Genomic DNA, 18,220 nt, shown 5'->3' with positions numbered 1-18,220 from the left:
CGCGATTGCTAGATGGTGGCGAGGGGCCCCGCATCGTTGCGAAACGCACGGGGAACCTCGCCATGCACCCGCGTGAAGGCGAGACGCATCCGCTCCCTGTTTTCAAAGCCAACCTCGCGGGCGATCTCCTCGATCGGCAGGCGCGACTGGGCCAGCAGCAGTTTCGCCGCCTCGACACGCAGCATCTCGACAGCCTTGGCCGGGGTTGTGCCGGTTTCGGCCCGAAAGAGCCGGGTGAATTGACGCGGACTCAGGCTCGCGGCATCCGCCAGTTCGTCAATGCCCAGCCGCGCTTTGAGGTTTGCACGGGCGAAGTTGAGCGCGCGCTGCACCCGATCCTCGCGGGCATTCAGATCCAGCAGGGCGGAATGCTGGGACTGGCCGCCGGACCGGCGGTGATACATCACCAGGCTCTTCGCCACCGTACGAGCGATCTCCACGCCATGATCCCGCTCGATCATACCGACCACGAGGTCGATCCCCGCCGTCATACCGGCCGACGTCCAGACGGTACCGTCCTCAATGAAAATCTTGTCCATGTCGACACGGCAGCTCGGAAAACGCTCCTGCAGCGACCTTGCATGACGCCAATGGGTCGTCGCCCGGCGGCCGCTCAGGAGCCCGGCGTCTCCCAGGATGAAGGCGCCGAGGCAGATCGAGGCGACCCGCCGCGCATTCTCGGCGGAGGAGCGCAGAAGCCTGACCAGACCGGGCGATGCGGTGGGGATCTCCATCCCCGCACCCACGATCAAGGTGTCGTAGATCTGTTCGTCCAGCCGCTGCGTCAGCACCGGCGTGCCCGCGGATGACGTGATTGCGCCCCCTTCCTCCGATACGACGTCGAGCTGATAGAGCGTCTGACCCGCTCGCTTATTGGCAACCTCGAACGCCGCGACCGCGGCAAGCCCGATCAGCTGGAAATCCGGGGCTACCACAAAGCCGATCTTCATTTTTCGTCTCCATCACGCATGGGCGGCAAGATGGTCTCCGTGCGCGCGCTCTGCCAGCCGCGTGGCAGAAATGATGACATCTACGTCCTGTCCACAGCACGGCACGTATTGCTACCTCTGCCGAAGGTCGTCAGAAGGCGAAGAAACCATCATGCACGCCGGCGTTCCTGACCGATTTCAACGGCGTATTCCATGCCAATAATCGCCAGATCAGCATGCGACCGGCGCGCGAATGTGCTCCTGGACGCGGGGCCGGGATCGTCGCGGTGTTCAGCCGCACCGAGGAGCAATAAATCGGCTGGAAGCGATGCTGCGTGGCACGGTCAGAGGCTGGCCCTCATCGGCGCGTCAAGCGTTCCGCATCCTCATGCCAGTGCATGAGGGGCGCATGCCCCCTCTGACCATCAACGGTGCGCGGAGCAGCCTGGCGGCGGCCGACGGCGCGGCCAAGCTGCGTGCTGGAGCAACCACGGGCCTCATCGCGTCCCCCGCCCCCCGTGGCGGCGGGCAGCCCTGCCCTTCAGGAGCGGCTGTATGAAACTCTATGTCCATCCCGGCGGGAGCTCGCTGTCCGTGCATATCCTTCTACATGAGATTGGCGCGCCGTTCGAACTCGAAGTCGTCAATGTCACCGCCAAGCAGAGGGCGGACGGCGCCGACTACCGCGAGATCGCCCCACGCGGAATGGTCCCGCTGCTGGAACTCTCTTCAGGGGAAAGGCTGACGGAAAATCTCGTCATCGCTCAGTATATCTGCGATGCCGCAGACCGCACCGACCTGATGCCGGCGGCCGGCACACTGGCGCGCTACCGCGTGATGGAGTGGCAGAGCTTCGTGGCAGCGGAGCTGCACAAAAGCTTCATCCCCCTGAACTGGAAGATCGACGCGCCGATGCGCGAATTGGTGCTCGCCCGCATCCGGGGGCGGCTGGCCCTAGCTGAACGGGGTCTCGCCGGGCCCTTCCTCACCGGTGAGACGTTCACGGCGGCGGACGCCTATATGTTCGTCATCGCCAGTTGGACGCGCTTTTACGGTATCGACATCGCCGCCTTTCCGCGCCTTGCCGCCTTCCTTCGATATGTCGGCGAGAGACCGTCCGTGCGGGCCGCGCTGAGGGCGGAAGGTCGCGGAATGGTCAGGCTCGACGATCCGGAACCAGCCCCCTGATCACCCTGTATCCTTGACAGGGAACCGTCCATCGAGCCGAACGACGCGCGCCGTTCCGCCTGACGCGTGCTGAGCCCGCAGGGCCGTGCCTAGGCGACGGCCGGGGAAAGCGCCACCGAGACCGACGTCGTCCCGAATGTGGTCGAGCTGGTCATCGCGCGCGCTCAACGCACTCATCGATCACCGCTGCATGGCCACCCATCGGCGATGGGCGGGAGGCCCGGCCTGGGCGGGTGCACTTGCTGCTCCGCTGTGCGTCAGGGCGCGCGCGTTGATCGTGCAAGCCGTCGGGCGACGCCGCCACCACCGGGCGTGCCTTTTGGATACGGCCACTTGCCTCCATCGCGCAGCGCTCGAGTGCAAGTAATTTCAACAGAATGACTTGATTATCCGCTTCGAATTCTTTTCCACAACGCACGAAACGTCCCTTTTCCCGGCATTTATGTCCTTCGAGTTTTTCGATCGCCGCCGATAGTTCTCCCCAAATGCAACGGAGAACAAATGCAATGCACATGATGGACTGGAACGAGTACCGGCAGCAGGTGCTCGCCGGTGTCGGCGACATGGCGAAGCTGAGTGCGGACTCGGTGCGCGGCTACGTGCAGCTGGGCGCGGCGGGCGGGAAGACCGACCATCTCGACGCCAAGACGCGCGAGCTGATCGCGCTGGCCTGCGCCGTGACCCTGCGCTGCGACGGCTGCATCACCGTTCATAGTGAGCAGGCCCTCAAGCTCGGCGCCACGCGCGAGGAGGTCGCCGAGGCGCTCGGCGTCGCCATCGCCCTCAATGCCGGGGCGGCCTTGGTCTATTCCACCCGCGCGCTCGACGCCTTCGCCGCTGCCGGCGACATCTGAGGCGTCACCATGGAATCGCTTTATCGTCAGGCTCTCGTGATCCTTGCCGCGCCGCTGTCCTTCCGGATTGGCTTCGCCGGCATGAAAATCGCCATCGCGATCATCTTCCTCTGGATCGGCGCCCTCAAATTCGTGCCCTACGAGGCCGACAGCATCACGCCCTTCGTGGCCAACAGCCCATTCATGTCGTTCTTTTACGACGCCCCGGGGGACTACAAGACGCACCTCACGCACGAGGGCGAGTTGAACCCGGACAAGCGCGCCTGGGAGACTGCCAACAACACCTATGGTTTCTCGCGCGGGCTCGGCACGGTGGAACTCGTCATCGGCACCCTGACCCTGGCCGGGCTCTGGAATCGCCGGCTCGGGCTCATCGGTGCGGCCCTTGCCTTCGCGACACCCTTTGTGACGCTGTCATTCCTTGTCACCACGCCCGAGACCTGGGTGCCGGCGCTTGGCGATGCCGAGCATGGTTTCCCCTATCTGTCGGGTGCGGGACGGCTCGTGCTCAAAGATGTCGCACTGCTCGCCGGCGCCTGGCTGGTGCTCGCCGCCACGGCCCGCGAACTGCAGATCGAAGCCGACCTCGAAGCCGCCAGGCTCGCCGACAGCGGCTGCTTCATGGAACCGCCTCCGGGCGTCCACCGAAGCTGACCGCATGAGCCACCCAGCGACGTCCACGCCCTCACCCTCAAGGTACGCCATGTCCTACCATCTTCTTATCGACGGCCGCCTGGTCGAAGGTGCGTCGACGCTCGATGTCATCGACCCGACGCGGGCAACCGTCTTCGCCCAATCCCCGCGCGCCGACGCCGCGCAGGCCGAGCAGGCCATAGCAGCGGCGAAACGTGCCCAGCGGGACTGGGCGACGCTGGGTTATGACGGGCGTCGGCCCTATCTTGAACGGATGGCCGAAGCCATGACCGCTCATCGCGACCGCATTGCCGAAACCCTCACCCGCGAACGCGGGGGACCCATCGCTGACTGCCGCGTCGAGGTCGAGCGCGCCACCGCCGCGATCCGCCATTTCGCGGGGCAGAGACTTGAGGACCGCGTCGTGCGGGAGACCGCGCAGGAACTGATCGTCGAGCAGCGCTACCCGCAGGGCGTGGTGGTCGCTATCATGCCCTGGAACCGGCCGATGACGCTTCTCGCCTTCAAGTTTGGCCCGGCGCTGATCACCGGTAACACGCTGATCGTCAAGCCGGCGCCATCGACCCCCCTCAGCACCTTGCTGCTGGGGGAAATTGCCGCGGAGATCTTTCCGCCGGGCGTGGTGCAGACACTGGTAGATGCCAATGATCTCGGCACGCTGCTGACCAGCCATCGCGATGTCGCGCATGTGAGCTTCACCGGCTCAACACCGACCGGCAAGAAGGTGCTCGGCGCGGCGGCCGGCACGCTGAAGCGCTTCACGCTGGAGCTCGGCGGCAACGATGCCGCGATCGTGCTGGACGATGCCGATCCCGAATGGGCGGCGGATCGCATCTTCGCCTCCGCCATGATCAATGCCGGTCAGGTTTGCTATGCCGCCAAGCGCGTCTATGCCCCGCGCCGCCTCTTCCACGCTGTGGCCGGCGCGCTGGCGCGGCGGGCGGCGGCGGCGGTGCTGGGCGATGGGCTGGACCCCGCCACCACGATGGGGCCACTGCAGAACCGCATGCAGTACGAGAAGGTGCTGGAATTCATCGCTTCAGCCCGCGCCGAGGGCGGCACCTTCCTCACCGGCGGCGAGCCCACGGGACAGGGCTACTTTATCCGCCCCGCCATCGTAACCGGGCTGCCCGACAGCGCGCGGCTGGTGCGCGAGGAGCAGTTCGGGCCGGTGCTCCCAGTTCAGGTCTATGATGACCTCGATGAGGCGATCCTACAGGCAAACGACACGGAATATGGTCTGGGCGGCACCATCTGGACCGGCGATGTCCGCCGCGGCATCGCGATCGCCGGCCGCATCGAGACAGGCACGATCTGGGTCAACCAGCACATGTCGCTGCCCTTTGATGTTCCCTTCGGCGGCGCCAAGCAGTCCGGCGTCGGCCTGCAGAACGGTATCGAAGGTTTGGAAGACGTCACGCAGCTGCCGGTGCTCAATGCCCGGCTGGCAGCCTGATGCAACGTGAAACGTCAGGAGAAGATGGTATGAAAACGCTCGACGCATCGAAGGCCGGCACGTTCGCTATTGGCGGCGACCTGGTGGTCAACCGTCTCGGTTTTGGGGCGATGCGGCTCACCGGACCGGGCATATGGGGACCGCCAAGGGATAGGGAAGGCGCCCTGCAGACGCTCCGGCGTCTGCCCGAACTGGGCGTCAACTTCATCGACACCGCCGATTCCTATGGGCCACACGTATCCGAGAGCCTCATCCGGCAGGCGCTTCACCCCTACAGCGCGATCCATATCGCTACCAAGGGCGGCCTCACGCGCCCCGGGCCGGACCAATGGCGACCGCAAGGCGACCCCGACTATCTGGTGCGGCAGGCGGAGGGCAGCCGGGAGCGGCTGGGAGTTGATGTCATCGATCTTTGGCAGCTCCACCGCATAGATCCCAACGTGTCGCGGGAGGCCCAGTTCGCGGCCATCGCCCGCCTGCTCGAACGCGGCGTCATCCGCCGCGCCGGGCTCAGCCAGGTCAGTGTTGAGGAGATCGAGGCGGCCCGCCATTTCTTCCCAGTGGCGACGGTGCAGAACCTCTACAATCTCGCGGACCGCAGCAGCGAGGACGTGGTGGATTACTGCACGCGCGAAGGAATCGGCTTCATCCCCTGGTTCCCCCTGGCCGCCGGCCGGCTTGCCGGGCCGGGATCGCAGCTGGACAGCATCGCCAAGGCGCACGCGGCGACGCCGGGACAGATCGCGCTCGCCTGGCTGCTGCGGCGCAGCCCCGTCATCCTGCCGATACCCGGCACGGCGCAGGTCACGCATCTTGAGGAGAATGTCGGTGCGGCCGCCATCACTCTCGACGACGCGGAGTTCGCGGCCCTCAGCGAAGCGGGCCGGCGCTGAGCCGGCACGCATCTGCTCTCGGCCCGATCCGGCAGGACGCGCGGATCGGTCGGCCTTGAGGCAAGCTGCGGGCCATCCGGCCTGATCGACGGGCCGGCCACTGGCGTTAGTCGGACCGAAATGCGGGAGGCATCTCTAGCGATTCAGTCCCGACGAAATGTGGATCATAAAAGATCTGGGCCACCAGCGGCCGCGAACACCTGCGGACTATCCATCCATGCATAGCGATGCTCTCGGCGCCATTTTTCACAAAGCCAAAGCTGAGAACGAAGATCGCGTCTCGGCAGGCGCTTGATATGCTTGGTACCGCAGTTGCGCACGCACCTTCGAGATGGCATGCCTGCACCACCGCAGCCCGCCATGGCCGTTCCGCGATGAGGTCAGCAGTGCATGAACGGACGGTGAAGCGACGGCGGCTGGCGTTCGTCGGCGTACTGCTGTGCAACGTCCTGGAATGGTATGATTTCGTTATCTACGGCCTGCTCGCCGTCTATCTGGCGGGGGCCTTCTTCCCGCAGCAAAGCGACACGGTGGCGCTGCTGGCGACGCTCGCCGTGTTCGGCGTCAGCTTTGTGATGCGCCCGCTCGGCGGGCTGATACTGGGTGGCTTGGGCGACCGAAAGGGGCGCAAGCCGGGTCTCGTGATCACCGCTGGGCTGATGGGAGCGGCCACCTTCGCGATCGGTATCCTGCCGACCTTCGAGGCAATTGGCCTTGTCGCGCCGATACTGCTCCTGCTGGCACGGCTGGTTCAGGGCTTTTCCGCCGGCGGGGAATGGGGCATCGCAAACGCCTTCCTGCTCGAAGTGTCCCCCGAAGGTCGGCGCGGTTTCTCCACCAGCTTCCTGTCGGTCACCGTCGCGGTGGGCAGCGGGCTCGCTAGCGTGGTCACCGCCATTCTGGTCAGCACGCTTTCGCCCGAGAGCCTTAAGGACTGGGGATGGCGCGTGCCTTTTCTGATCGGTGGTTCGCTGGGGATCGTGGCGCTTTGGTTGCGCACCGGCATGGTCGAAACGCCGGTCTACGACCGGCTGGCCGGGCGTGCCACATCCACCGCTGAGGTGCTGCGGCGGGTACGTCGTCCCAGTCTGACCGTGATCGGTTTCACCATCCACTGGACGGTCTGCTTTTACATCTTCCTCGTCTACATGCCGCTCTTTGCCCAAAGGCATGCCGGCTTGAGCGCGGCGCAGGCGACATGGTCCAACACGCTTTCCCTCGTGGCCATCATCCTGCTCGTGCCTGTGATTGGCAGACTCTCGGATCGATTTGGCCGCCGCCCTTTTCTGCTTTGTTCCTGCCTGCTTGTACTGCTGATGGTCATCCCCACTTTGTGGATGATCGTCGCGCTTCGCAGCTTTCCGCTTGTGGTGTCCATTCAATTGCTTTTCGCCGTTGCCATCGCGCTCTATTCCGGCCCGGCGCCGGCGGTCATTGCCGAGTTGTTTGCAACACCCGATCGTTCGCGCTGGTCGGCCGTATCCTATGCCATAGCGGCGGCCGTGTTCGGCGGGTTCGCGCCGTTTATCGCCGTCTGGCTCACCACAGCACTGGACAGCCCTCTGGCGCCTGCCGGCTATGTGGTCGCCGCTGCGGCGACCAGCCTATTTGTGGTCTGGAACATGCCCGAGACGGCTCACAGGCCGATTTCCTGAGCTGCAACCCGCGCTACTCTCCGGCATCCGCAGGTGACGGCGCGCATCCGTAATAGGCGTGATAGGCGCGGGCGAAGCTGGAATAACCCTCATAGCCGATGCGCCGGGCGACCTCGCTGATGGCGAGATCGCCGCCGCGCAACATTTCCTGCGCTTGCTGCATCCGCCGCGCATGGGCATAGGCGTGTGGCGTGACGCCAAAGAGCTCCCGGAAGCCCTTGGACAGTTCGTTGCGGTTCAAGCCGACACGCTGGACAAGTTGTTCGATGGTCGGCGGATCAGCGATCTCGCGACGATAAATTGCCGCCGCCGTCTCGACCGCCCTTATCTTCGCCTGTGCGCCGATCAGTCGGGGTATCGCGCGCTGGCGCAGGCCGTGCAACTGCGAGACGACGTCGCAGACGATCTCGACAACCTTCGCGCCGACAAAAACGCCGCGCAGCGGCTCTGTATAACGGCAGGAGACGATCTGATCGACCATGGCGATGCCGGCCGGCGAGAGCGGCAGGGAAAGAACGTCCGCCGTGCCGTGCTGCGAGAGGAATATCGGCCTGAAGGCAGGCGGAACGCGGTTAACATCGAGACCGTACCGCTCGATGAAGTGCTGGCGTTCGCAGACGATGAGGATGCCGCGGAGCCTCGTCCCGGCATCGGTATCCGACACGGAGAGCGGAATGTTGCTCACCTGCAGCATATGCGGATTGATGACATCCATGCGCTGGCCAATCCAGCGGCTGTAGCGGCCCGCCACGATGGCCTGGATGCAGACGAGGTCGGTCCGCATCATCTTGAGTCTGTAGGCTTCGGCCACCTCGAAATTCATGACGTGAAGCAGGGTGAAACGGTCGACGCGGCGGTAGCCGTGTTCCTTGGCCCGAAACACGTCATCGGCATGCGCGAACAGGCGGCTGGAGCGCACGAACTCGCCGACTCCAAGGGCCGAGCGCACGGCGCGAAAATCCAGCTGCAATTGGCGTCGCTCGCCCGTCATCTGCGCTCCGCGCCGGCCCTACCGGGATGGGGAACTATCGCGTCCTTTCACGATCTATGTCCAGTTGTCATGCGGGACTGTGCGGCCGTTGGGGAGCGTGCGATCCGCCTCGTTCAGAAGCGCTCCCAGCCGAACGAAACACGTGCAGCCCATCCTCTTCACCACCGCGCACCTGCCGCCACACCAGCAGTTCGGGGCATTTCGCGCCGCCTATGAGGCGATCATGGACATTGGGCCGGGTGCGGATTGCCAAACCTCCTTCGCCATGTCGCAGCGCATCTGGCCACTCGGCCGTCTGGTGCTGACCAGCACCAGCCTGCCGAACCAAGGTCATCCCGTCCGCTGGACCCATCTGCCCGAGGCTGTGCTCGACCACTGGTACGTCATGCTGCCGTGCCGCTTCGACGAGGCGGGGCTGGCGCATTCCAAGCCGGGTGCGCGGCCCTTCATCCACTCACTGGCGCAGCCCCTCACCACGGCGATCGAGGATGATGGGGTTCTGACGCTGTTCGTGCCGCGGTGCCTGCTGGCCGATTCGTGCCTCGACACCCTGCTGGACATGCCGCTTGCCACCGGCCTGGGCACGCTGCTGGCCGACCTGATGCTGGCGCTGGATCGCCGGTTGCCGCTCATCGAGCCCCACGAAGTCGATCACCTCGTCGAGGCGACGCGCTGCTTGCTCATCGCCGCCGCGCGACCGTCCCGCGACCATCTGGCCGAGGCCCAGGCGCCGATGGACCTTGCCCTGCTCGAACGGGCCCGGCGGCTCATCCGGCACCGTCTGACGGAACCGGCGCTCACGCCAGAGGCGATCTACAGGGATCTCGGCGTGTCGCGCTCGCGGCTCTACCGTCTGTTCGAGCCGATCGGCGGGATATCGGCCTATGTGCGGCGTCAGAGGCTGCAGGCGGCGCGGCACGCGCTGCTCGATCCGATGGAGATGAGCCCGATCACGCGCATTGCGGAGCAATGGGGCTTTCCCGATGCGTCCGTCTTCAGCCGCGCCTTCCGGCATGAGTTCGGCGTGTCACCCAAGGAGGCCCGCGAAGCGTCCCGGATGGGACGGCATGGAACAGGCCGCCCGGAAGCCAGCGTGAGCGCCGGCCACATGCCGAGCCTCGCCGAACTCCTCCGCCGGCTCACAGCTTAGCGAGTGTAAGACACCCGCAGAGTAGGCTCGACGGCGGCCCGGCTGCGCAATGCAGAATTCATGCTGCACGTGCGAGAAGTATTCATGATTTTTATCCAGCAGGCCACCATTTTTATTTCATAGGTGTAGCATGTCAGTGCTATGCCTTAGAGTAACGGGTTGAGATTGGGACTCGATGCCAACAATTGGGACGCAGCGCCCATTTATTGGCATGCCAGCTGGTCTATAGGTCGAGCACACGACGCTCCCTGGTTTTTCGAGAGGCGCAACATGGCTGACACCTCCGCCGGCAAACTGTCGCTTCCCGCCCTGACCGCGGTGGTGGTCGGCTCCATGGTCGGCGCCGGCATCTTCAATCTGCCCGGCCGCTTCGCCACCGCCACCGGTCCCTTTGGCGCGATCATCGCATGGGCGATTGCCGGAACCGGCATGTACATGCTGGCGCGGGTGTTCCAGGCATTGGCGGAGAAGCGACCCGACATCGATGCCGGTGTCTTCGCTTACGCCAAGGCGGGCTTCGGCGACTATATGGGATTCCTCTCAGCCTTCGGTTACTGGTTAGGGAGTTGCCTCGGCAACGTGTTCTACTGGGTCCTGATCGGCTCGACGCTCGGGCGCTTCTTCCCCGACATCTTCGGCGACGGCAGCACCGCGACCGCGATCATCGTCTCGCTGGCCGGCATCTGGGCCTTTCATTTCATGATCCTGCGCGGCATTGAGCAGGCAACGGTGATCAACACGATCGTCACCATCGCCAAGATCGTGCCGCTGATCGTGGCGATCCTCGCCTTCGTGTTTTTCTTCAACTACGCGCAGTTCGCGGAGAACTTCTTTGGCGGTGTGAACATGCCGGAAAAGACGCTGCTGGCGCAGGTGCGCGACACCATGCTCATCACCGTCTTCGTGTTCCTCGGCATCGAAGGGGCGAGTGTCTATTCGCGCTACGCCAAGAAGCGCTCGGATGTCGGCACCGCCACCATTCTCGGCTTTGTCGCCGTCACCGGCCTGATGGTGGCAGTGACACTGCTCCCGTATGCCACCGCGCCGCGTGCGGCGATCGCCGGCGTGGCCAACCCCTCGCTGGCCGGTGCGCTCGAGCTCGTGGTCGGGCACTGGGGCGCGGTGTTCATCTCGATCGGCGTGTTGGTCTCGGTGCTCGGCGCCTATCTCGCCTGGTCCCTGATCTGCGCCGAGGTGCTGTTCGCGGCCGCCAAGTCGCAGGACATGCCGAAGCTGTTCGCCGCGCAGAACGGCAACCGCGTGCCCGCCAACGCGCTATGGCTGACCAATAGCGTCGTCTCGCTGTTCGTCGTCTCGACCTACTGGTCGCGCGACGCCTTCAACTTCATGCTCGACATGACAAGCGTAACCTCGCTGCTGCCCTATCTGCTGGTCGCCGGCTATGGCGTGCTGCTGGCGCGCAGCGGCGTCGGCTATGAGACGACCCCCCGGGAGCGTGGTCGCGACCAGATCATCGCCTGGATCGCCGTGATCTACACGCTGTTCATGTTCGTCGCTGCCGGGCTGAAATATGTGCTGCTGGTGGCCGTATTGTTCGTGCCGGGCACGCTGCTTCTCTACTTCTGGGCGCGCCGCGAGCAGAAGGCACGCGTGTTCACCCGCGCCGAGCTGCTTGTCTTCAGCATCACGGTTTTGGCCGCCGCCGTCGGTGTCTACGGCCTTCTCACCGGCACCATCACACACTGATGGACCAGTCATAGGAGCTCCCAGGATGGAAACCCCCTTCGGCGTTCACTCCGAAGTCGGCCAGCTGCGAAAGGTGATGGTGTGCGCCCCCGGACGCGCTCATCAGCGCTTGACCCCGAGCAATTGCGACCAGCTTTTGTTTGACGACGTGCTGTGGGTCGACGTGGCCAAGCGCGACCATTTCGACTTCATGACCAAGATGCGTGACCGCGGCATCGATGTGGTTGAGATGCACAATCTCCTGACCGAGACGGTCGCCCTTCCCGAGGCCAAGGCCTGGATCCTCGACCATCAGGTGGTGCCGAACAATATCGGCGTCGGCTTTGTCGACGAAGTGCGCTGCTATCTCGACGGGCTGCCAAACCGCCAGCTGGCCGAGACCCTGATCGGCGGCCTGTCGACCTACGAGTTTCCCGAAACCATCGGCGGCGAAACGCTGGCGCTGATCCGCGACGCGGCCGGAGTGAACGAATATCTGCTGCCGCCGCTGCCGAACACGCTTTACACCCGCGACACCACCTGTTGGATTTATGGCGGTGTGACGCTCAACCCGCTCTACTGGCCGGCACGGCACGAAGAGACCATCCTCACCACCGCGATCTATAAATTCCACCCGGACTTCGCCGGCAAGGTGAAGGTGTGGTGGGGCGACCCCACCAAGGATTGGGGCCTCGCCACGCTGGAAGGCGGCGATGTGATGCCGATCGGCAAGGGAAACGTGCTGATCGGCATGAGCGAGCGCACCTCGCGGCAGGCGATCAGTCAGGCGGCGGCGGCGCTGTTCGCGCAGGGTGCCGCCGAGCGCGTCATCATCGCTGCCATGCCGAAGCTGCGGGCGGCGATGCATCTGGACACCGTGTTCACCTTCGCCGACCGCGACTGCGTGCTGCTCTATCCCGACATCGTCGACAAGATCGACTGCTTCTCCTACCGCCCGGACGGCAAGGGGGGCGTCGAGCTGCACAGGGACAAGGGCGGTCTCGTCGAGACCGTGCGCGAAGCCTTGGGTCTCAAGGAGATGCGCGTCGTCCACACCGGCGGCAACGACTATATGCGCGAGCGCACCCAGTGGGATTCCGGCGCCAACCTTGTCTGCGCCTCACCGGGCGTTGTTTTCGCCTATGACCGCAACACCTACGCAAACACGCTGCTGCGCAAGGCAGGGATCGAGGTCATCACCATTGACGGCTCCGAGCTCGGGCGAGGGCGTGGTGGCGGGCACTGCATGACCTGCCCGATCATCCGCGACGCGGTGGACTACTGAACGAGCGCCCTCCCTCGTCCCCCAACGGGGAGCGGGAGGGTGCCCCGCCACTGTCGCGCAGGCGCTCGCATGAACAAGCCCACGGACCCGAAATTCGCGCTACCGACCCTGACCGCCATGGTGGTCGGGTCCATGGTCGGGGCCGGCATCTTCTCGCTGCCGCAGACATTCGGGCGGGTCACCGGCGGCCTCGGCGCGCTGATCGCCTGGGGCATCGCCGGCGGCGGCATGCTGATGCTGGCCTTCGCGTTCCAGACCCTGTCGCGTCGCAAGCCGGATCTCGACGCCGGTGTGTTCGCCTATGCCAAGGACGGGTTCGGCAATTATCTCGGCTTCGCCTCTGCGCTCGGCTACTGGACCGTGCGCTGTCTCGGCAATGTGTCCTATTGGGTGCTCATCAAATCGACGCTCGGCGCGCTGTTTCCGATTTTCGGCGATGGCAACACCATTATCGCCGTGGCGGTGTCTTCAGTCGGCGTGTGGACCGTGCATTTCCTCATCCTACGCGGGGTGCGTCAGGCGGCGGCGCTGAACACCCTCGTCACCGTCGCCAAGATCATCCCGATCCTGATATTCCTCATCTTCGTCGGCTTTGGCTTCAACGCCGATGTCTTCGCCGCGAATTTCCGGGGTGGCGCGGATGCCGGCAGCCTATTTGATCAGGTGCGCGGCACCATGCTGGTCACGGTGTTCGTCTTTGTCGGCATCGAGGGCGCCAGCGTCTATTCCCGCTACGCACGCCGCCGCTCAGATGTCGGACTTGCCACGCTGCTGGGATTTCTCGGCGTTCTGTGCCTGCTCGTCCTGGTGACGATGCTGTCCTATGGCGTGCTGCTGCGCCCCGATCTGGCAGCGCTGCGGAACCCTTCCATGGCGGGCGTGCTGCAGGCGGTTGTTGGTCCCTGGGGGGCGGTCTTCGTTTCGGTCGGGCTCATCGTCTCGGTGCTCGGCGCCTATCTCTCATGGTCCCTGCTGGCGGCCGAAGTCCTGTTCTCAGCCGCGCGGATGAAAACCATGCCGGCCTTCCTAGCGGCGGAGAACCCCAACAAGGTGCCCTTTGCCGCCTTGTGGCTGACGAACCTGCTGGTGCAGGTCTTCCTCATCCTGACGCTGTTTTCCGAGCAGGCCTTCCTCCTCGCGCTCAAGCTCACCTCGTCGATGATCCTGCTGCCCTATCTGCTGGTCGCGGCCTACGCGCTGAAACTGGCGTGGAGCGGCGATACCTATGCCGAAATGCCCAAGGGCCGTGCGGGCGATCTGGTGCGCGCCGGTCTCGCGACGCTCTATACCGTTGGACTGATCTATGCGGGCGGATTGAAGTTCCTGCTGCTGTCGCTGGTGATCTATGCGCCCGGCACTGTGCTCTTCATCCTTGCACAGCGGGAGCGCGGCCACCGCGTCTTCACGCCCATGGAGCGGCTGCTGTTCGCTGCGGCCGCTGCCGGCGCGGTAATCGCCATCTTCGGCTTGGCAACCGGGCGCATCAGCGTCTGATCGCCTCGACGGCCTTATAAGAGAATCGTTCAAGCTCGAGACGAGCGCGGGAGCGATCCACCCGCCGAGCGCACCTTCTGAACGCCAAAGAAGGGTCCATTCCAGCCTCAGACATTACATCGGCGACATGTCGGCTTTTCGTTTGTGGTCCCTATAACCAGCCTGCCTGCCATCCCAGCCGAGCGGAGCGAGAGCCGGGAGCCGGGATCGCACACTACGGCCGCGTGCTACGGGTTCGGCAGCGGCCCGCCCATCCCTGCGGCCTCGCCCCCTCCGTCATGCTGAGGCGCCGGCCAGAGGCCGGCCTCGAAGCTCGCAGGCGGTGTGACGCGGCACGCCTCTGCGCCCTTCGAGGCCGGGCTGCGCCGGGCACCTCAGGATGACGGGCCGGGCGCAGCGAGAGCCGGGAGCGCGGGCACATATCGTGACCTCCCGGATCGGCCTACGGCCGTCCGGGAGGCCACTTTGGGGCGGGTGTCTCAGTCCCGCTGCATGTCCGGCGGGCTCGCCTCGGCCACCAGGCTCGCCAGCGCCTCGTCCAGCGTCAGCGTGGTCTGGTTCGGCGAGCCGAGCCGGCGGATGGAGACGGTGCGCTCGGCGGCTTCCTTACGCCCGACGACCACCAGCGCCGGCACCTTGGCAAGCGAGTGCTCGCGCACCTTGTAATTGATCTTCTCGTTGCGCAGGTCGAGTTCGACCCGCATCCCCATCTTCTTCGCCGCCGCGACGATCTCGCGGGCATAGTCGTCGCCCTCGGAGGTGATGGTCGCCACCACCGCCTGCACCGGCGCCAGCCAGAGCGGGAAATGGCCGGCATGGTGCTCGATGAGGATGCCGGTGAAGCGCTCCATCGAGCCGCAAATGGCGCGGTGGATCATGACCGGCGTCTTCTTCGAGCCGTCGGCATCGACATAGAACGCGCCGAAGCGCTCCGGCAGGTTGAAATCGACCTGCGTGGTGCCGCACTGCCATTCGCGGCCGATCGCGTCGCGCAGCGTGTACTCGAATTTCGGGCCGTAGAAGGCGCCCTCGCCCGGCAATATGCCGGTCTTGATCTTGCCGCCGGACTCCGCCTCGATCTGGGTCAGCACGCGGCCCATCACCTCTTCCGCGTGGTCCCACACCGCGTCCGAGCCGACGCGCTTCTCCGGCCGGGTGGAGAGCTTGACCACGATCTCCTCGAAACCGAAATCGGCATAGGTGGAGAGGATCAGTTCGTTGATCTTCAGGCACTCCGCCGCCATCTGCTCCTCGGTGCAGAAGATGTGGGCGTCGTCCTGGGTAAAGCCGCGCACGCGCATCAGCCCGTGCAGCGCGCCCGAGGGCTCGTAGCGGTGCACCGCGCCGAATTCGGCGAGGCGCATGGGCAGGTCGCGATAGGACTTCAGCCCGTGCTTGAAGATCTGCACATGGCCGGGGCAGTTCATCGGCTTGAGGGCGTAGACGCGGTCATTGTCCTCGGTGTCGCCGGCCGGCTGCACCTTGAACATGTTGTCCTTGTACCAGCCCCAATGGCCGGAGGTCTCCCACAGCGACTTGTCCAGCACCTGCGGCGCGTTGACCTCGCTATAGTCGGCGGCGAGGCGGCGGCGCATGTAGGAAACGAGGTTCTGGAACAGGTTCCAGCCCTTGGGGTGCCAGAACACGACGCCCGGCCCTTCCTCCTGGAAGTGGAACAGGTCCATCTCCCGGCCGAGCCGGCGGTGGTCGCGCTTCTCGGCTTCCTCCAACTGGAGGATATAGGCGTCGAGTTCTTCCTTGGTCCGCCACGCCGTGCCGTAGATGCGGGTCAGCATCGGGTTATTGGCGTCGCCGCGCCAATAGGCGCCCGCCACCTTCATCAGCTTGAAGGCGTCTCCCACCTTGCCGACGCTCGGCATGTGCGGGCCGCGGCAGAGGTCGAACCACTCGCCCTGCTTGTAGATCTTGATCGTCTGGTCGGCGGGGATGGCGTCCACCAGCTCGACCTTGAACGCCTCGCCCTTCTCCTTGAACACGGCCTTGGTCGTGTCGCGGTCCCACACTTCCTTGGTGAAGGGCGCGTCGCGGGCGATGATCTCGCGCATCTTCTTCTCGATGGCGGCGAAATCGTCCGGTGTGAACGGCTCGTTGCGGAAGAAGTCGTAATAGAAGCCGTTCTCGATCACCGGGCCGATGGTCACCTGCGTGCCCGGCCACAGCGCCTGCACGGCTTCCGCCAGCACATGGGCCGCGTCGTGGCGGATGAGCTCCAGCGCTTCCGGGCTCTCGCGGGTGACGAGCTCGAACTTGGCGTCCGCCGAAATGGGGTCGGAAAGGTCGGTCAGCACCCCGTCGAGCTTCATCGCCAGCGATTTCTTGGCCAGCGACTTGGCGATGGAGGCGGCGACCTCGGTGCCGGTGGTGCCGGAGGCATAGGCTCGGACGGCGCCATCGGGAAAGGTGAGGTGGATATCGGACATGGTATCGGCTCCTGCCCACTCCTGCGAACCACGCAGGTAGGCTCATCTGAGGTCACGTATCACGCGCGCCCGGCGGCTGCGGGGTCCGCGCGTAGCGCCACGGCATATACCACGCGCCCTCACCCGGCAATTCGGCCGGCACCGGCTCGAAGCCCGACCCGCCCCAGGGGTGGCAGCGGCAGATGCGCCCCGCCGCCATCCAGCCGCCCGCCCAGGCGCCATGGCGGTCGATCGCCTCCTCGGCGAATTCCGAGCAGGTGGGGAGATAGCGGCACTGCCGGCCCATGAAGGCGGAGAAGCTGTAGCGATAGACGAGGATCGGCGCGCGCAGCATCAGCCGCGGCAGCCGTGCCGCCAGGGCTGCGACACTCGCCTGCGGCTTCGGCGCGGTCATGACCCGCCCCTAACCGGGAACCGGCGGGACTCCGCCGCGTTGCACCCGTGACACGCCGGCGCGCAGGCCGGCCGGCAGCCCGGGAGCAGACGATGACGGACACGCGATTCTGGACGATGGCGGCGCTGGCGGCCGGTCTTTCCCTGGCAGCCCCGGCCTTCGCGCAGCAGCCGCCGGCCGACACCCATGTGCCCCCCGGCCCGGCCGGCGGCACGCAGCCGGAGCCTTCCGCCGCCAACTCGCCGGAAGTGGACCCGGACATGCAGCGCGTTGCCGCCTGCAAGGCGGATGCGCTGGCGAAGCTGAAGCAGCGTTCCCCCTCTGTCGAGGACATCTATATCGACGTGGACGGCCTCACCATCGCGGAATCCGAGAGCACGCTCGGCACCACCGCCGTCAAGGGCGTGATCATGGGCGAGGCCTATATCCAACGCGACCGCTCCGATACCGCCAACCGTTTCCTCTGCCTCACCGGACCGAAGGACGAGGTGCTGTTCACCTTTTTCACCGAGCGCTGAGGCTTTCCTCGCCTCGTCATCCCGGCCGAAGGCGCAGCCGCAGAGCCGGGATCGCTCTCCGTTCCGACGGCGATCCCGGATCGGCCTGTGGCCATCCGGGATGACGGCTCCCAGCCCTATTCCGCCGCTTGGCTCCCCGCGTGGCGCGCCTCGATCTGATCGAGCGCGTCGACCACCGCGTCGAAGGTCAGCAGCGTCGAGGCGTGGCGTGCCTTGTAGTCGCGCACCGGCTCCAGCACCTTCAGCTCGGCCCAGCGGCCGTCGGGCGGTGCGCCGTTCTCCTTCAGCATCCGCCGCATCGCGTCGCGTACCGCGCGCAGCTCATCCGCGGTGGAGCCGACGACCAGCGCGCCCATGACGGAGGACGAGGCCTGCCCGAGAGCGCAGGCGCGCACCTCATGGGCGAAGTCCGCCACCACGCCATCGCGCAGCGCGAGATCGACGGTGACGGTGGAACCGCAAAGCTTGGAATGCGCCGTTGCCGTCGCATCGGGAGCCGCCAGGCGGCCAAGGCGTGGTATATCGGCGGCGAGTTCCAGTATCCGGCGGTTATAGACGTCGTTCAGCATAAGGCTCGATCCCTGCACGACGGGCGGTGATCCCCGCACAGGCCGCGTCCGCCCGATTGCGGC

16 protein-coding genes are annotated in these 18,220 nt (G+C 65.5%); 11 read left to right on the top strand and 5 right to left on the bottom strand.

Going from position 1 to position 18,220, the window contains the following annotated elements; genetic code table 11:
- Nucleotides 1-8 precede the first annotated feature (8 nt).
- On the bottom strand, nt 9-950 hold the full coding sequence (locus ACO07Z_RS21580) for a GlxA family transcriptional regulator (protein WP_421700576.1): 942 nt from the start codon (nt 948-950) through the stop codon (nt 9-11).
- 534 nt (nt 951-1,484) lie between these two features.
- Here ACO07Z_RS21580 and ACO07Z_RS21575 point away from each other — a divergent pair.
- The 6 genes from ACO07Z_RS21575 (at nt 1,485) to ACO07Z_RS21550 (ending at nt 7,629) form a co-directional block, all read left to right on the top strand.
- Nucleotides 1,485-2,117, top strand: coding sequence for a glutathione S-transferase C-terminal domain-containing protein (locus ACO07Z_RS21575; RefSeq protein WP_421700575.1), 633 nt, complete (start codon nt 1,485-1,487; stop codon nt 2,115-2,117).
- A 506-nt stretch (nt 2,118-2,623) separates the two neighbouring features.
- Entirely contained in the window at nt 2,624-2,971 is a 348-nt protein-coding gene (locus tag ACO07Z_RS21570; RefSeq protein WP_421700574.1) for a carboxymuconolactone decarboxylase family protein, read from the top strand.
- A gap of 9 nt (nt 2,972-2,980) precedes the next feature.
- Entirely contained in the window at nt 2,981-3,625 is a 645-nt protein-coding gene (gene rclC / locus ACO07Z_RS21565) for a reactive chlorine resistance membrane protein RclC (protein ID WP_421700573.1), read from the top strand.
- A 49-nt stretch (nt 3,626-3,674) separates the two neighbouring features.
- Nucleotides 3,675-5,081 (top strand): aldehyde dehydrogenase family protein, encoded by a 1,407-nt coding sequence (locus ACO07Z_RS21560; protein WP_421700572.1) that lies wholly within the window; start codon nt 3,675-3,677, stop codon nt 5,079-5,081.
- Between the two features lie 29 nt (nt 5,082-5,110).
- Nucleotides 5,111-5,974, top strand: a complete 864-nt coding sequence (locus tag ACO07Z_RS21555; RefSeq protein ID WP_421700571.1) for an aldo/keto reductase — start codon at nt 5,111-5,113, stop codon at nt 5,972-5,974.
- A 386-nt stretch (nt 5,975-6,360) separates the two neighbouring features.
- Complete coding sequence (locus tag ACO07Z_RS21550; protein WP_421700570.1) at nt 6,361-7,629, top strand: MFS transporter; 1,269 nt, start codon at nt 6,361-6,363, stop codon at nt 7,627-7,629.
- 13 nt (nt 7,630-7,642) lie between these two features.
- Here ACO07Z_RS21550 and ACO07Z_RS21545 read toward each other — a convergent pair whose 3' ends face one another.
- Nucleotides 7,643-8,620: a helix-turn-helix transcriptional regulator gene (locus ACO07Z_RS21545; RefSeq protein WP_421700569.1), complete on the bottom strand. Its 978-nt coding sequence runs from the start codon at nt 8,618-8,620 to the stop codon at nt 7,643-7,645.
- A gap of 142 nt (nt 8,621-8,762) precedes the next feature.
- On the opposite strand from ACO07Z_RS21545, the gene ACO07Z_RS21540 reads away from it, so the two are divergent.
- From ACO07Z_RS21540 to ACO07Z_RS21525, 4 genes are all read left to right on the top strand, one after another.
- Nucleotides 8,763-9,770: a helix-turn-helix domain-containing protein gene (locus tag ACO07Z_RS21540; RefSeq protein ID WP_421700568.1), complete on the top strand. Its 1,008-nt coding sequence runs from the start codon at nt 8,763-8,765 to the stop codon at nt 9,768-9,770.
- A 270-nt stretch (nt 9,771-10,040) separates the two neighbouring features.
- The gene (locus ACO07Z_RS21535; RefSeq protein ID WP_421700567.1) at nt 10,041-11,477 is read left to right on the top strand and encodes a basic amino acid/polyamine antiporter; all 1,437 of its coding nucleotides are present in this window, start codon (nt 10,041-10,043) and stop codon (nt 11,475-11,477) included.
- 25 nt (nt 11,478-11,502) lie between these two features.
- On the top strand, nt 11,503-12,741 hold the full coding sequence (locus tag ACO07Z_RS21530) for an arginine deiminase (RefSeq protein WP_421700566.1): 1,239 nt from the start codon (nt 11,503-11,505) through the stop codon (nt 12,739-12,741).
- A gap of 69 nt (nt 12,742-12,810) precedes the next feature.
- Complete coding sequence (locus ACO07Z_RS21525; protein ID WP_421700565.1) at nt 12,811-14,235, top strand: basic amino acid/polyamine antiporter; 1,425 nt, start codon at nt 12,811-12,813, stop codon at nt 14,233-14,235.
- Nucleotides 14,236-14,714: 479 nt separating this feature from the next.
- On the opposite strand, the gene thrS is transcribed toward ACO07Z_RS21525, so the two are convergent.
- The gene (gene thrS / locus ACO07Z_RS21520; protein WP_421700564.1) at nt 14,715-16,676 is read right to left on the bottom strand and encodes a threonine--tRNA ligase; all 1,962 of its coding nucleotides are present in this window, start codon (nt 16,674-16,676) and stop codon (nt 14,715-14,717) included.
- 52 nt (nt 16,677-16,728) lie between these two features.
- Entirely contained in the window at nt 16,729-17,070 is a 342-nt protein-coding gene (gene yidD, locus ACO07Z_RS21515) for a membrane protein insertion efficiency factor YidD (protein WP_421700563.1), read from the bottom strand.
- Nucleotides 17,071-17,162: 92 nt separating this feature from the next.
- On the opposite strand from yidD, the gene ACO07Z_RS21510 reads away from it, so the two are divergent.
- Complete coding sequence (locus tag ACO07Z_RS21510; RefSeq protein ID WP_421700562.1) at nt 17,163-17,588, top strand: hypothetical protein; 426 nt, start codon at nt 17,163-17,165, stop codon at nt 17,586-17,588.
- A 116-nt stretch (nt 17,589-17,704) separates the two neighbouring features.
- Here ACO07Z_RS21510 and ACO07Z_RS21505 read toward each other — a convergent pair whose 3' ends face one another.
- Nucleotides 17,705-18,157: an iron-sulfur cluster assembly scaffold protein gene (locus ACO07Z_RS21505; RefSeq protein WP_421700561.1), complete on the bottom strand. Its 453-nt coding sequence runs from the start codon at nt 18,155-18,157 to the stop codon at nt 17,705-17,707.
- Between the last annotated feature and the right edge of the window lie 63 nt (nt 18,158-18,220).

It is taken from the genome of Ancylobacter sp., from assembly GCF_965229075.1.
In the GTDB taxonomy this organism is placed as follows: domain Bacteria; phylum Pseudomonadota; class Alphaproteobacteria; order Rhizobiales; family Xanthobacteraceae; genus Ancylobacter.
Note: the sequence above shows the minus strand (reverse complement) of the source record. Positions and strands in the feature narration are given on the sequence as shown.

What these genes read in the sequence shown, in the direction of transcription:
- ACO07Z_RS21575 (WP_421700575.1), top strand. Translation starts at nt 1,485, where the DNA reads ATGAAACTCTATGTCCATCCCGGCGGGAGCTCGCTGTCCGTGCATATC.
- yidD (WP_421700563.1), bottom strand. Translation starts at nt 17,070, where the DNA reads ATGACCGCGCCGAAGCCGCAGGCGAGTGTCGCAGCCCTGGCGGCACGG.
- rclC (WP_421700573.1), top strand. Translation starts at nt 2,981, where the DNA reads ATGGAATCGCTTTATCGTCAGGCTCTCGTGATCCTTGCCGCGCCGCTG.
- ACO07Z_RS21560 (WP_421700572.1), top strand. Translation starts at nt 3,675, where the DNA reads ATGTCCTACCATCTTCTTATCGACGGCCGCCTGGTCGAAGGTGCGTCG.
- ACO07Z_RS21580 (WP_421700576.1), bottom strand. Translation starts at nt 950, where the DNA reads ATGAAGATCGGCTTTGTGGTAGCCCCGGATTTCCAGCTGATCGGGCTT.
- ACO07Z_RS21545 (WP_421700569.1), bottom strand. Translation starts at nt 8,620, where the DNA reads ATGACGGGCGAGCGACGCCAATTGCAGCTGGATTTTCGCGCCGTGCGC.
- ACO07Z_RS21525 (WP_421700565.1), top strand. Translation starts at nt 12,811, where the DNA reads ATGAACAAGCCCACGGACCCGAAATTCGCGCTACCGACCCTGACCGCC.
- ACO07Z_RS21570 (WP_421700574.1), top strand. Translation starts at nt 2,624, where the DNA reads ATGCACATGATGGACTGGAACGAGTACCGGCAGCAGGTGCTCGCCGGT.
- thrS (WP_421700564.1), bottom strand. Translation starts at nt 16,676, where the DNA reads ATGTCCGATATCCACCTCACCTTTCCCGATGGCGCCGTCCGAGCCTAT.
- ACO07Z_RS21535 (WP_421700567.1), top strand. Translation starts at nt 10,041, where the DNA reads ATGGCTGACACCTCCGCCGGCAAACTGTCGCTTCCCGCCCTGACCGCG.
- ACO07Z_RS21510 (WP_421700562.1), top strand. Translation starts at nt 17,163, where the DNA reads ATGACGGACACGCGATTCTGGACGATGGCGGCGCTGGCGGCCGGTCTT.
- ACO07Z_RS21555 (WP_421700571.1), top strand. Translation starts at nt 5,111, where the DNA reads ATGAAAACGCTCGACGCATCGAAGGCCGGCACGTTCGCTATTGGCGGC.
- ACO07Z_RS21530 (WP_421700566.1), top strand. Translation starts at nt 11,503, where the DNA reads ATGGAAACCCCCTTCGGCGTTCACTCCGAAGTCGGCCAGCTGCGAAAG.
- ACO07Z_RS21505 (WP_421700561.1), bottom strand. Translation starts at nt 18,157, where the DNA reads ATGCTGAACGACGTCTATAACCGCCGGATACTGGAACTCGCCGCCGAT.